This window comes from Acinetobacter sp. YH12105 (assembly GCF_013419095.1).
Taxonomy (GTDB): Bacteria; Pseudomonadota; Gammaproteobacteria; order Pseudomonadales; family Moraxellaceae; genus Acinetobacter; species Acinetobacter pseudolwoffii.
In genome coordinates, this window is the sequence record NZ_VPAU01000001.1 from 127,634 (window position 1) to 141,106 (window position 13,473).

General features: G+C 42.7%; 12 protein-coding genes. 7 read left to right on the forward strand and 5 right to left on the reverse strand.

The annotated features are described in order from the left end of the window. Positions 1-64 precede the first annotated feature (64 nt). Together leuE and FTU44_RS00625 are read left to right on the forward strand one after the other, a co-directional pair. On the forward strand, positions 65-721 hold the full coding sequence (gene leuE, locus FTU44_RS00620; protein WP_005097277.1) for a leucine efflux protein LeuE: 657 nt from the start codon (positions 65-67) through the stop codon (positions 719-721). A gap of 75 nt (positions 722-796) precedes the next feature. After that, on the forward strand, positions 797-1,972 hold the full coding sequence (locus FTU44_RS00625) for a benzoate/H(+) symporter BenE family transporter (RefSeq protein ID WP_074383234.1): 1,176 nt from the start codon (positions 797-799) through the stop codon (positions 1,970-1,972). Positions 1,973-2,031: 59 nt separating this feature from the next. Here FTU44_RS00625 and FTU44_RS00630 read toward each other — a convergent pair whose 3' ends face one another. Both FTU44_RS00630 and FTU44_RS00635 read right to left on the reverse strand, forming a co-directional pair. Beyond that, complete coding sequence (locus FTU44_RS00630; protein WP_005097280.1) at positions 2,032-2,379, reverse strand: SMR family transporter; 348 nt, start codon at positions 2,377-2,379, stop codon at positions 2,032-2,034. Positions 2,380-2,463: 84 nt separating this feature from the next. Then, positions 2,464-3,414 carry an alpha/beta hydrolase gene (locus tag FTU44_RS00635; protein WP_218949424.1) on the reverse strand — a complete coding sequence of 317 codons (951 nt, stop codon included), beginning with the start codon at positions 3,412-3,414 and terminating at the stop codon, positions 2,464-2,466. A gap of 315 nt (positions 3,415-3,729) precedes the next feature. On the opposite strand from FTU44_RS00635, the gene FTU44_RS00640 reads away from it, so the two are divergent. Further along, positions 3,730-4,173, forward strand: a complete 444-nt coding sequence (locus tag FTU44_RS00640; RefSeq protein WP_005170452.1) for a universal stress protein — start codon at positions 3,730-3,732, stop codon at positions 4,171-4,173. Positions 4,174-4,308: 135 nt separating this feature from the next. Further along, positions 4,309-4,755, forward strand: coding sequence for a universal stress protein (locus FTU44_RS00645; RefSeq protein WP_005097283.1), 447 nt, complete (start codon positions 4,309-4,311; stop codon positions 4,753-4,755). Positions 4,756-4,789: 34 nt separating this feature from the next. On the opposite strand, the gene FTU44_RS00650 is transcribed toward FTU44_RS00645, so the two are convergent. Next, complete coding sequence (locus tag FTU44_RS00650; RefSeq protein WP_005097285.1) at positions 4,790-4,999, reverse strand: hypothetical protein; 210 nt, start codon at positions 4,997-4,999, stop codon at positions 4,790-4,792. Between the two features lie 218 nt (positions 5,000-5,217). Continuing rightward, complete coding sequence (gene pepN / locus FTU44_RS00655; protein WP_180049079.1) at positions 5,218-7,824, reverse strand: aminopeptidase N; 2,607 nt, start codon at positions 7,822-7,824, stop codon at positions 5,218-5,220. Positions 7,825-8,181: 357 nt separating this feature from the next. Between pepN and FTU44_RS00660 the strand changes: the two genes are divergently transcribed. From FTU44_RS00660 to thiM, 3 genes are all read left to right on the forward strand, one after another. Then, positions 8,182-8,439, forward strand: coding sequence for a hypothetical protein (locus tag FTU44_RS00660; RefSeq protein ID WP_005097289.1), 258 nt, complete (start codon positions 8,182-8,184; stop codon positions 8,437-8,439). 160 nt (positions 8,440-8,599) lie between these two features. Next, on the forward strand, positions 8,600-9,760 hold the full coding sequence (locus FTU44_RS00665) for a hypothetical protein (protein WP_005170446.1): 1,161 nt from the start codon (positions 8,600-8,602) through the stop codon (positions 9,758-9,760). Between the two features lie 32 nt (positions 9,761-9,792). Next, entirely contained in the window at positions 9,793-10,641 is an 849-nt protein-coding gene (thiM, locus tag FTU44_RS00670; protein WP_171063326.1) for a hydroxyethylthiazole kinase, read from the forward strand. A 575-nt stretch (positions 10,642-11,216) separates the two neighbouring features. Here the strand turns inward: thiM and FTU44_RS00675 are convergent. Next, the gene (locus tag FTU44_RS00675; RefSeq protein WP_180049081.1) at positions 11,217-12,740 is read right to left on the reverse strand and encodes a TerC family protein; all 1,524 of its coding nucleotides are present in this window, start codon (positions 12,738-12,740) and stop codon (positions 11,217-11,219) included. Positions 12,741-13,473: the final 733 nt, after the last annotated feature.

A 13,473-nucleotide genomic window follows, 5' to 3' on the forward strand; every position in this document is an offset into this window, starting at 1 on the left:
TTAGAAATTTTACCAGCCGATGTTGCTATAATGCCGCATCGGCTTTTTCTTGTGCGAATTCTTCGTGTTTGGTATTACAGATCTCAGTACCTTTATCATTGGTACCACCTTAATTGTGCTCTTGCCCGGCCCCAATTCCCTTTATGTCATGTCCATTGCCTCACGTTTTGGTATCAAGACAGGTTATTTAGGTGCTCTGGGAGTGTATACCGGTGACATGATTCTGATTTTATGTACTGCTTTGGGGGCTGCATCTTTATTGCATGCTTTTCCAATCCTGTTTATTACTTTGAAGATTATCGGCGCCATCTACCTGAGTTATCTGGGGATGAAGTTATTAATTGCCGCCTATAAAACCATTCGTCCAACAGAAAAAGTGACGATTCCGCAGATGAATGCGGCTGATGCTAAAGCTTCGTCTATTCAGCCATTTCGTACTGCATTGACCATCAGTATTTTAAATCCAAAAGCGATTCTGTTTTATCTGTCATTTTTTGTGCAATTTGTTGATCCTCGCTATCCTTATCCGGCATTGACTTTCATTCTATTGGCTTTGATCTTGCAATTGATTAGCATGACCTATCTGTCCATTCTGATTTTCTCAGGGGTAAAACTGGCCTCCTATTTCAACCAGCATTACAAACTGACAGCCAGTTGTGTGGCCATAGTCGGCATTTTATTCTGTGGTTTTGGGATGAAGCTAGCCAGCTCTACCTTATAAAAGCTTGAAACAGATATTGTCTAAATACGTGAAAAGCGTATGATTTAAACGCTTTTTAAAATTGTGTCATGGACGATGCCAAAACTATTACAAGATCTGTCTCTTACTGCGGTCATTGCCGGCCTGATTACCTGCCTGATTGGCATTAGTGTTTCTGCTGTACTGGTGATTGAAGCTGCACAAAGCTTAGGCGCCAATGCGGCACAAATCAGTTCCTGGTTATGGGCACTGGGAATCGGCATAGGTATCTCTGGTGTGTGGCTGTCCTGGAAATATCAGTATCCTGTTTCTACTGCCTGGTCAACGGCGGGACTAGCTTTGATCATTGCGTCTGCGGGTCATTACAGCCTCGGTGAAGCGATTGGTGCGTTTCTGATTTGTGGACTGTTGACTGCTGCGCTGGGATTCTTAGGAATTTTTGAGCGTATTTTTCATTTTATTCCACAAAGTTTAACCAGTGCCATGCTGGCTGGAGTATTGCTAAAATTTGGTATTTCAGTATTTGGTAGCCTGCAACAGTCCTGGAAATTTGTACTCAGTGTCCTGGCCATTTATCTGATCTCAAAAAAAATCAGCACACGCTATAGCATCGTGATTACCGTATTTACCGCAATTGCGCTCTGCCCTTTCTTTATCGATTTTACAATCCCGAGTTTAAACTGGAGTATGGCCCAGCCGGTCTGGATCCAACCTGAATTTAGTCTACAAGCTGTTCTAGGGCTGGCTTTACCACTGTTGGTGATCAATCTGGCTTCGCAATATCTACCCGGACTGGCAGTAATTAAAAGCTATGGCTATCCACCCAAGGTAAACGGTATTTTAGGCTGGACCGGTATAAGTCAGGCGATACTGGCACCTTTTGGCTGCTTTAGTGTCAATCTTGCTGCGATCAGTGCGGCAGTGAGTCTGGATACTCAAGCTCATCCCGACCCACAGAAACGCTATATTGCAGGCATGAGTTGTGGGCTGTTTTATATTTTGATGGGACTATTTGCAGCGACCTTGACCAGTGTCCTGATGGCATTTCCAGCAATCCTGATTACCATTCTGGCCGGAATTGCCTTATTCGGCACCATTGGGCATAACATCGCGCTGGCTTTTCAGCAAAGCCATGAACGTGAAGCGGCTCTGATGACCTTTTTATTCAGTGCATCCAATATTCAGTTTTTCGGGATTGGTTCAGCCTTTTGGGGCTTACTACTGGGATTAATGGTTTATTTTCTATTTAAGCTCAAGCCTCAAGTCACTTAAAATTGATGACTGATCATTAGAATAAAATGACAAATAAGGGCAGCGATCATGTCTGCCTTTTATGAATGTCCTGCGGTCTGGGAAAAAAGGTTGATGACGAGTACACCGGAAATAATCAGTGCAATGCCAATAAGTGCAGGCACATCGAGCGTCTGCTTGAAAAGTACATAGCCCACAATTGCAGTCAGAACAATTCCCACACCGGCCCAGATGGCATAAGCGATTCCCAATGGAATGACTTTAATCACTTGGGACAATAAATAAAATGCAATACAGAATAAAACCACGACTGCCAAAGACGGCCATAATTTGCTAAAGCCTTCAGATTTTACTAAAAATGTAGAGCCTGTGACTTCGGCGACAATCGCCAGTGCCAGTAACAGGTAGGCCCACGATACAGGATTCATTTTTCCATCTCCAAAATTTCAGTATTCATGCTTTGAATAACAAGCCAATTAAAATAGAAAATTAAACTTTAAATAATGCTTATTTTACAATGAATGCTGGTGCAGAAAATCAAGGGTGCGAATAAAGGTTTGCTGACTCTCTTTTTTGCCCATAAAAAACTGGTATTCATGAATCAGCCAGGCCTTAGATTCCGGATAAAATACCTCGGTCACTGCAATATTCCGGGCCTTGAGTGTCTCTACAAAAGGTAAGGATTGAGTATCGGTCAAAAAATCTTTATTACCGCCACTGATGAACACCGGCGGATAAGCATTTGAAATATGCTGGATCGGGGAAATCTGCTTTAAAAATTCGACATCATCTTTCTGGTCGCCCGTATAAGCCTGTACCAGATTATAAACGCCCCATTCGACCATTTTGATTTCATCCGGTGCTTTTTGCACAAAGGCCTGTAGATCGTAAATACCACAATGCAAAATCAAGCCTTTGAGCTGCATTGGCTGAATATTTGGACTGAAATTGGATTGTTGTGAAAACTCTGGATTGGTCAACAACGCGGCATAATGACTGGCCAGATTGGCACCGGCAGAATCTCCGGCTAAATACAGTTGTGCTGCATCAATGTGATAGTTCTCGGCATGCGTGTTGATAAATGCCAATGCCTGATTAATTTGCTGAAGTTGACTCGGATAAGTCACCTGCGGCGCAAACTGATATTGTACAGAAATCACGTTATAGCCTTGCGCCGCCAATAGCTTAAAATAGCCGCGGGCATGTGCCTTGGAACCTGAAATCCAGCCACCGCCATGAATCCAGACAATGGTCGGTCTCGGGCCTAGATTCTGAATATTTTGCGGTTGATACAGATCGAAGCTTAAATCTTGTAGCGGCTGGTACACAATATTGTTTTGTACCCGAACAGTTTTAGGGGCATAACGATCCATCACTTTTTGTTGTAGGCCCGTAGTCATATTGAAGGCACTGGCAATTAGCCTGCTATTTTGTACGGTATTCTGACAGCCCGCTAACATCATCGAGCTGACCAGCACAAGATTTACCGCGATATATCTCACAATTTCAATTTCCCTATATTGATAAAAATCAAGCGCAGGCAGTTTAACTGAAATGCTCAAAAACCAAAAACTTAATCCAGTTCGTTCTGGCAGCAGAGGTGAAAATCCCCAGTTTTTTGCTCGGATTTATTTGCCCATTTCTTTACAGTTTTATGTGAATAATAGTTGTAATTTAATGAGTTTTTTCATTTTTTTAGGTTTTGCAATTGCACCTGTAGAGTCACTGTGCTATCAATGAATCAGAAGCGAACAATAAACATTTGGAGTAAAAAAATCATGGCCTATCAGCATATTTTAGTTCCGGTAGACGGCTCAGAAATTTCTTTTTCCGCAGTACGACATGCTGCAAAAATTGCCAAAGCATTTGGTGGCCAGCTTTCCCTGATCAGCCTGATTGCAGAAGATCCTTTTACTGAAGCTGATTTCTATTACAGCTCATCTATCATGAAGGAATATTTTGTACAGGCGCATGCCAATGCCAAAAATGCCCTGAAAGAAGCCACTGCGATTGCAGCGACTGAAGGTATTGAAGCTCAGTCACGGATCGTCACAGGTCTGGTCAATGCCGAACACATTGCCAAAACTGCTGATGAAGTAAAAGCAGATCTGATTGTTATGGGTTCTCATGGCCGTAAAGGCTTCCAGAAAATGATTCTGGGCAGCTTTGCACAGGATGTTTTAGGTGCCAGTGAAATTCCGGTTCTGATCGTGAAAAAATAATCAAAGCTTTGCGCATCTTCAAGGTGCGCATTACTCAGTTTTCTATATTTGATTTCAAACCAAACCGTACGTTATGGAGATTCACCCACCTAACCCCTATTCTCCTTACTGCAATAATAAATATCAGGAAGCACCATGAATAATTATGATCATCTTCTCGTAGCACTCGATGAGTCCTCGATTTCCTATGCTGCCGCAGAACATGCCCTCGAACTGGCCAAAGTATTTCATAGCCATGTCACCTTACTCAGTGTCATTGCGGTTGACCCTTTTAAGGGCGTAGATTTTTATAAAGTTGCTCCAGCAGTCACAGATTACTTTATGCATGCAGAACAAAATGCGCTTGATCGCTTAAATGACCTGAAACAGAGCTTTGTTCGTGAAGGCATACAGGTCACGACAAAAATCCTGCATGGTATGGCACCTTCAGAAGGAATCTTACAGGCTGCAAATGAATCACCGACTGATGTCATTATTATGGGTTCACATGGCCGTAAAGGTTTGCAAAAACTCATGCTGGGCAGTGTGGCGCAAAATGTGCTGGCACTTTCTGATATTCCAGTACTGGTGGTCAGACAATAACAGGTATTGATGAAAGCCTGAGCTGAGCAGGCTTTTAGCGAAGCTTTTGATTCAGCTCACTCAAGAAGATTTCTGCATCAAGCTGGCTTTGAAATACTTTCTTGTATTCCCCGACCTGCTGAACAGAATGAGGTGTATATTGAATCGAGATTTCAAGTAAGCCATTTTCAGGATTCTTGCTGACATGTACGGCAATAATATGCTGGCTATTTAAATAAAAACCATCTTCAATTTTCACTAACATATCTTAAATGACCTCCAGTAAGTGGATCTCTAAGATCCTTTTACCCTGCTTACAGCTTAATAAATCAGTACTCTTGTCCGTATAGCAATACTGTACACGCTTTGGTTGCCACATAGTGCATCAGCGTATTTCAAATGTATCTAAACCGGCCATTTAAGATCAAAACAGATAAAAAAAACCGGATCTTGATGATCCGGTTTTTTTATACAAACTGAATTTTATATGCTTAGCATACTATTTAATGTCTCAGACACATTTTTAGATTTGACCAGTGGCTTCAATACTTCAAGTTGCGCCTTGACTTCACTGCGTTGCGGCTCAGCAAGGGTGTACCAGCGTGACAATACTTGCAGCAGACGTGAGCCCACAATTGGGTTTTTCTGATCTAGATATTTCGCCAGACCAATAAAATGCTGCACACCAAAGCTCCAGGCATTCACCGGGTTGGCGTTCAGACCACCGCTCACAGCACGGATTCGGTTTGGTACAGCCAGATCATAATCAGGATGCTGGGTCAGATAGGCAATGGTTGCATCGGTTGCTTTTGGATGCGCTGCCTGCACCATAAACCACTGATCTAAAGACAGGGCTTCGTCTTCAAAGCGGCGATAAAAGTCTGCCAAAGCTTCTTTTGCTTGTGGTGCATCGTTCCAGACCAGAACTTTCAGGGCGCCCAAACGTTCAGACATATTACCTGTATGGTACTGTTCATAGGCCAAATCAAAGGCAGATGCATCTCCCTGACGGGCGATCATCGTCAGCATGATGTTTCTTAAAGCACGTACACCCATCGCTTGCGAGAATTCAGATTGCAGATCAGGATCCAGATCAAGATACGTCTCTTTGGCTGTTTCACCAAAGGCACGGGCCAGTGTATGCAGCAAAGCCTCACGCTTTTCCTGAATCAGAACCGGATTATAGTCCTGATCAATACGGCTGCCCAAATAACCTTCAGACGGTACATCAAACAGACGTGATGCCAACAGCGGATCTTTTTCAATCACACCCGGCAAGGTATTCAACATCGCCGCGATATAAATATCCGCAGGCTGATCATCTAGCAAGATACGCTCTAATAACGTTTGAGTGGCTTGCCACTGGTTAAAACCATTGGTCTCATATTGCAGCAGGAAGGCCAATTCTTGTTCTGAATAGTCAAAGTCCAGATTGACTGGCGCAGAAAAATTACGCAACAAGGACACCACCGGTTTGCTGCTTATGCCGCTAAATTCAATCGTGGCTTGTTCCTGATCAAACAGATACACCCCATCTTTCACGCCATTTTCAAAGAGTGCTTCAGAGTTCAACTTTAACTGCTCACCGGTTTCGGCATCAAACAGCGCCAAAGCCACTGGAATAGGTACCGCTTTCAGATTCGGATATTTGGCATGGGTTTTCAGGCTTTGCTTCAAGCTAAGACGATAAGTTTGCATTTCAATATCATATTCGGCTTTTACTTCAAGTTTCGGTGTACCCGGCTGGTTATACCAGGTCAGGAAGTTGGATAGATCCACCCCTGAACCTGCGGTGAGCGCGGCCACCCAGTCTTCCACCGTTACCGCCTGACCATCATGACGGCGGAAATACTCATCGGTACCTTGGCGGAATTTGTCCTTGCCCAGCAAGGTCGCCATCATGCGGTTAATTTCCGCCCCTTTTTCATACACGGTTGCGGTATAGAAGTTGTTAATTTCGACAAAATGATCCGGGCGTGGTGGATGGGATAGCGGGCCAGAATCTTCCGGGAACTGATGTGCCTTCAGAACCGCCACATCATCAATACGCTGTACCGCAGCCGACTGTAAATCTTCCGAGAAAGACTGGTCACGGAACACGGTCAAGCCTTCTTTCAAGCAGAGCTGGAACCAGTCACGGCAGGTAATCCGGTTACCAGTCCAGTTATGAAAATATTCATGGGCAATCACCGACTGTACCCGCATGATCGCAGCATCAGTGGTAAATTCTTCATCGGCGAGCACACATGAGGTATTGAAGATATTCAGCCCTTTGTTTTCCATGGCACCCATATTAAATGCACTGGTCGCCACGATCATGTAATTGTCGAGGTCATATGGCAGGCCATAATGCTCTTCATCCCAACGCATGGAATGTTTTAGCGCTTCCATGGCAATCTTGCATTTTGGAATATCTTTTTCTTCTGCATAGATTTCCAGTGCCACATTGCGGCCTTCTGACGTAACATAGGAATCTTTCATCACCGCCAGATCACCAATGACACAGGCAAAGAGATAACTTGGCTTTTTGGTCGGGTCCTGCCAGATGGCGTAATGACGGTTGGCATCAACTTCCCCGGTTTCCAGCAGGTTACCATTGGCGAGTAAAACAGGATATTTCTTGTCTGCTTCGACACGTGTGGTAAAGACCGACAACACATCCGGACGGTCTGGATAGAAGGTAATTTTACGGAAACCTTCTGGCTCATTTTGGGTTACAAACAGATCTGAACTGGCCTGATACAGACCTTCCAGCATAGTATTGCTTTCCGGATGAATTTTCACCACGATTTCAAGCAATACCTGATCAGGTGCATTGGCAATCAGCAGTTGCTCAGCATCCAGACTGTAGTCACTGGCATTGAGTATTTGACCATTTAACTGAATCGATTGCAGTTCCAGATCTCGTCCGAGCAAGACCAGATCACCGGCAGTTTGACGCTGCATCTGCAGTTTGCTGCTGACCAGCGTATGATCCGCATAGACCTGAATATTCAGCTCGATAGAATCGACGATAAAGGAGGGTTTTTGGTAGTCTTTTAAATAAATGGTTTGATCCGCTTCGATCACCGGGTTTGCCGCAATATTCATGTCCTGTCCTAATCTTTATCTTATTCGACATTGTTCATGTCAAAATCATACGCCAAGTTTTAAACGCTGTCTGTGCATTTGTATTGTTCGCTCTAATATGGGCATTGTACGCACCACTTTCAATGCATTTTGCCTAATTGTGCAGCATTCGATTAAGCTTAAGAAATATCTATGCCAAATAAACAGCCAGAATCATAATTTCTTACATTATTATAAATCTTTGATTTAAAGATATATATTGATATCCAAATTACACTTCACAAATACAGATTAAAAAATAAGCACACTTCTTGCTAGAGTTAAGCTGTATTTCCCCGCCCTTAAAATTAAAGAATAATGATAACCATGAGGTGAGCCATGTACTTAAAAAAACATATTGTACGAATGGAAAATATCAAAACCCTGCAAACACTGGATCAGGCCAATATTGACCATAAAGTCATTGCACTCTTGATGAGCTGTGAAGGTATTCCTCTTCAGGCACATGAAGTGACTGCCATTCTCAACAGCTACGATGCCCTCGGTACCAAGAAAGTTCCATCTAAAAAAGTTCAAGCCTTAATTCACGCCAAACATCGCGGACAACAAGACGAAACCTTACCATGCCCAGTCTAAAACCCGTCATTTCATGTTTTTAAGATCAGAGCTACTTCGGTAGCTCTTTTCATGTGCGCGTATATTTTTTGCTGACGTAAAATAGCATCAGTCAACTACATTTGCCTCGCATCAGCGGTGTATAATCAAATGCCCGTCCATTCTAAAGTTGCTCGCGCCCATGGTATTCAGTGTTCTGCAAAAACAGCTTGATGAAAGCACCCACTGCCCGCTATGTAAGGCATCGATGTATTGGATTGAGGCGGAACAGTATGATCAGGAGATGAGTTACCATGAATGCAGCCATTGCCAGCATCAGCTTCATCCGGATCAAAAAAATAATTGTTATTGCGCACAGTGTCTGGCCCAACGTAAACGCATGCTCAAGGAAGTCCGTTTACAGGAAAATCGTCTCTATCATAAAAAACAGGACCGGCCGGTTCCTGAGCTCAATCAGCTCAGTTTTATCAATAAACTGTTTCTACTTTCGATTTTAGATGAACAAGTACAGGAATATAGCCAGCACCGCGAATATATCGACTGGCATCAAATTCGCTATTTTTCCATCAGTCCGAACTATCTGTTTCAACATGGTCTGGTCAAAAATATGCTCAGAGAACAGATTTTAATTCCCAAAGATGTGCAACAGGAAAATCAGCACTATTATATTAATGTACGTCTGGATGGCTATTCTGAACCGAGCCTGTTCAGCATTACCCAGCAACTACGCAACTGGTTTTATCAGAACCTGAGTCAAGGTGTGCCCTTTAAAAGTGCAGATGAAGTCAAAGATGCCCTGTATTGTCTGCTATATGAGGAGATCATTCAGTTTGCGCAATTTTACTGTCGTAGCTGGAATGTGCAGATTGCCGGAAATCAGAGCTTTCAGACCTTTTGCTATCGCCTTTTAGATGTCTTGGCAGTGGGGCAGATTTATTATCTGGTACAGACCGCACTGGAATATCTATATAAGCAAAAAGCGCTTAAGCCACGCAATGAAAATTTTATTAATACCAATCTGCTGAAAAAAACCTTACAACAGTATCGGGAACGTTCTGTCACGGAAAAATGGGAAACCTCTACCCTGCCACGCCCGCCACAACTGGCCTTCAGCAAGATGAGTGAAATCCTGTTTTATCGATTCCTGGGTTATGATGAGAATATTTTCTTTCAGCCGGTCTGGCGCTCATGGCATAAAATTGAACCGCGCCTGAAATTTTATTCGCAGAAACGTTGTATGCACTGCGGTTCACAGGAGCTTTCGGTGGATTATGATGCCAGTGACTATGTCAGCCTGTTCTGCCGTAGCTGTAAGCATCAGGACCATTATTTTACCCGCTGAGCGAAGATACGACTTAGATTACTTTTTGACAGATGATCATTATGAATACTTCTACGCAAGCACTACAGCACACGCTTCTGGATCAAATCTGCGAGGCATGGTTAAAGTTACAGCAACATCAGCCATTGGTGCATATCATGACCAATGCCGTGGCCAGTAATTATGTGGCCAATGTGGTGTTGGCTGCCAATGCTTCCCCCGCCATGATCGATAATCCTTTTGAGGCCGAAAGCTTTGCCAAAATTGCAGCTGCGATCAATCTCAATCTGGGTACACCGACCACCGAACAAGTACAGGCCATGCACATTGCTGCGGAAACGGCACATCGTCTGAAAAAACCATGGGTACTGGATCCGGTTGGTTATGGAACGGTACTGCATTGGCGCTCGAATACGGTAGATCAGTTACTCAATTCCCATCCGACAATTTTACGGGGCAATGCCTCTGAAATTGGTGCTTTGGCCGGCAAGCGGATCGAATCCAAAGGTGTGGACAGTACCATCAATAGTGCCGATGTTTATTTACAGGCACAAAGCTTATTGGCGCATTGTGACTGTGTCGCGATTTCCGGTGAATCTGATTACATCATTTCCAGAGATTATCCGGTAATACAAGTATCAGGCGGATCATATTTACAACCGCGAGTCACGGCCACCGGTTGTGCACTTGGTGCACTGATTGCAGCCTATAGTGCTGTAAGTTCTCCCGCAATCGCGGCACTCGCTGCACATGTGCATTTTGCAATTGCAGGTCAACGGGCTTTTGAACGTGCGCCACAGCTTGGCCGTTTTAATGTGGCTTTTCTGGATGAAGTCCATCAACTTAATACTGAAAGCATTCGACAATACGCCAACTTTCAAATTTTGCCGGGAGCAGTTTAGTTTGCTAGCAGCTTTAAGGGGTGTTTGCAGGTTTGCATAGACCTGACACCCCACTTTTAGCTGTACATCGCTCACATCTTCTACTAATTTCTGAAGAGATAGGTTGCTTCTGAATCCTACGCTGAAACTATTTTGAGCATGATCGGTGGTTAACTGAGTAGGCTTCATATAACTTAATGTAACTTAACTACCGATTTCCACCAAAGGAATCAAACTTTTGTTTGATCTGTTTTCACATGATCCCAGCTGAAATCATGTGAATTATAATTTAATTATTCAGCAGGATTTGAATGTTACTTTTAAGCTTTAATTAACAGGCTCTCTTGATCAATATCCAGTATGTGATTCTGCTTATGCTGCATTACGAATCTGGCTTTTAGACTTAAAACTCTAGTGCAATATCAAGCCATTCAGCTCAATATCCAACTTGAGTGATAGTCTGCATCGAATGATAAAAAATCTGTCTGAACAATGACCTCACTTTGTTTTAATAAGGACAATTGAGAAAAGATGCATTAAAAAAAGTCAGCTGCCACTAGAGCAACTGACCTTCAAGATTTGAACAAAGCAAGTGTTTAAGCCGCGTAATGAATACTGACTGATTTGATACGATTGCTTTCAATTTCAGTGACTTTGAACTGTACACCTTGATAATCCAATTCAGTACCGACTTCGACCACACTGTTGGTTTTATCCAGAATCAGACCCGCAACACTGATATAACCAGCATCTTCATCAATCAGATCAATCATGCCGAGTTCAAGCTCAAGCTGATACAGATCCAGCATACCTGAAGCGATCCAGTGGGAATCGTCAATTCTGACCAAATCAAGTTGTTCGTCTGCATCCGGGAACTCACCGGCAATGGCTTCAAATACATCTAGTGGTGAGATCAAACCCTGTACATTACCAAACTCGTCGCTCACCAAGACCAAAGAGCCTTTAGAGGTACGCAAAGTATTGATCGCATCAATAACTTTCATCTTTTCAAAGATATAAATTGGACGATGGCGTTTGATCAGGGCTTTTAACTCTTCCGGTTCTTCCAGCACATCCAGTAATTCCTTGGCACGTACGATGCTAATCACCTTATCCAGGCTGCCACGACATACCGGAAACAGGCTGTGGGGAACAGATAGAATTCTTTCACGGATCTGTTCCGGGCTATCCTCTAGATCGACCCATGAAATCTGACTGCGCGGTGTCATGATCGAAGCGACTGAACGCTCTGCAAGGGTCAATACCCCGCCAATCATGTAACGTTCTTCATCTGCAAAGGCTTCTTGAGCTTCATTTTTGTCAGTATCAGTGGTTTCCAGCTTGCCGCCCATTAACTTCAAAATAGAATCAGCCGTACGATGACGCAAAGGAATCTTAGATTCATGCTTTGCTGCATTACGCTGGCCGAACTGGTTGAACGCTTCGATCAAGATCGCGACACCAATACCTGAATAGATATAGCCTTTTGGAATATGGAAACCAAAACCTTCTGCAATCAGACTGATACCAATCAAAAGCAGGAAGCTTAGACACAGAATCACCACAGTTGGATGACGGTTTACAAAATTGGTCAATGGTTTCGATGCCAGTAGCATTACACCCATCGCAACAATCATTGCAGCCATCATGACGTAAATATTGTCGACCATACCAATTGCAGTAATCACTGAATCTAAAGAAAATACAGCATCTAAAACCACAATTTGGGCAACAACAGCAGTGAAACTTGCATAAACCACCTTAGTGGTCAATTTGACTTCAGGCTTACCTTCTATCTTTTCATGTAACTCTGTGACGGCTTTATACACCAAGAACAAGCCACCAAATAACAAGATCAAGTCCCGACCAGAGAAGGTCCAGTCAAACAGGGTGATCAGCGGCTGAGTCAAAGTGACCAGCCAAGCAATGGCAAACAACAGGCCCAGACGCATCAATAATGCGAGTGAAAGACCGATGACACGAGCTTTATCACGTTGTTCAGGAGGAAGTTTTTCAGCCAGAATGGCAATAAAGACTAGGTTATCAATACCTAAAACGATTTCAAGAATAATAAGAGTAATTAAACCTACCCAAATTCCGGGATCTAATAAAAATTCCATTAGAGAACTACCCCGTTCGAGTAAGCTAGAAATAGAGATGGAAGATCAACGCACGGCGAGGGATCCATTAAATTTAACCTATGTAACTTAAGACCATTCCATTATGCATAAACTGAGTATTTTGTAATGTATTAATTTATAAAAAAATTACATGATTATGATTTTCCTTAGACTTTTTTCATTAATCAGTGTGTATAAAACGCATTAAACTTAATTTTTTCTTCACAAATTATTTTACTTTAATTAAAAATATGCAGTAATTACCATTCATTAGCTCAACCACTTTTAAAGTGAACTAAAAATTCAGCCATCAAATATATACCGATTAAAAAAGCAATCAGTTAAAATAGGGCTTGAATTTTTTAATGGGGAAATTCCTCCGCATAACTGCATAGATCCATCAGCAAAATTGTCTGGTTGATTAAAATCAGAGTGATTGCATTTTGGCCGATAAGCGAATCATGCTGTCGAATGACAAACCATTGCGGAAAATGATTCCGCCTCAGAAATATACAATTAAGTATTAATTTTACACAAAATATTATTGCCTTTCATCCGATTTAAAATGGCCATTCTCTGTCCTGAATCAGCGCATATGCAGAACTGCTCGACTTCTGGGGCTATTAAGAAAAACTAAAAAGTGCAATCTCTTTAACATTTTTAAAATAAAGGTTGAAACATGCATAAACTTTTTCATAAAATGGACGGGCCCTAGAAAAATAAATACAAGGAA

What these genes read in the sequence shown, in the direction of transcription:
- FTU44_RS00625 (WP_074383234.1), top strand. Translation starts at nt 797, where the DNA reads ATGCCAAAACTATTACAAGATCTGTCTCTTACTGCGGTCATTGCCGGC.
- FTU44_RS00635 (WP_218949424.1), bottom strand. Translation starts at nt 3,414, where the DNA reads ATGATGTTAGCGGGCTGTCAGAATACCGTACAAAATAGCAGGCTAATT.
- FTU44_RS00645 (WP_005097283.1), top strand. Translation starts at nt 4,309, where the DNA reads ATGAATAATTATGATCATCTTCTCGTAGCACTCGATGAGTCCTCGATT.
- FTU44_RS00630 (WP_005097280.1), bottom strand. Translation starts at nt 2,379, where the DNA reads ATGAATCCTGTATCGTGGGCCTACCTGTTACTGGCACTGGCGATTGTC.
- FTU44_RS00675 (WP_180049081.1), bottom strand. Translation starts at nt 12,740, where the DNA reads ATGGAATTTTTATTAGATCCCGGAATTTGGGTAGGTTTAATTACTCTT.
- FTU44_RS00665 (WP_005170446.1), top strand. Translation starts at nt 8,600, where the DNA reads ATGGTATTCAGTGTTCTGCAAAAACAGCTTGATGAAAGCACCCACTGC.
- thiM (WP_171063326.1), top strand. Translation starts at nt 9,793, where the DNA reads ATGATCATTATGAATACTTCTACGCAAGCACTACAGCACACGCTTCTG.
- FTU44_RS00640 (WP_005170452.1), top strand. Translation starts at nt 3,730, where the DNA reads ATGGCCTATCAGCATATTTTAGTTCCGGTAGACGGCTCAGAAATTTCT.
- pepN (WP_180049079.1), bottom strand. Translation starts at nt 7,824, where the DNA reads ATGAATATTGCGGCAAACCCGGTGATCGAAGCGGATCAAACCATTTAT.
- FTU44_RS00660 (WP_005097289.1), top strand. Translation starts at nt 8,182, where the DNA reads ATGTACTTAAAAAAACATATTGTACGAATGGAAAATATCAAAACCCTG.
- FTU44_RS00650 (WP_005097285.1), bottom strand. Translation starts at nt 4,999, where the DNA reads ATGTTAGTGAAAATTGAAGATGGTTTTTATTTAAATAGCCAGCATATT.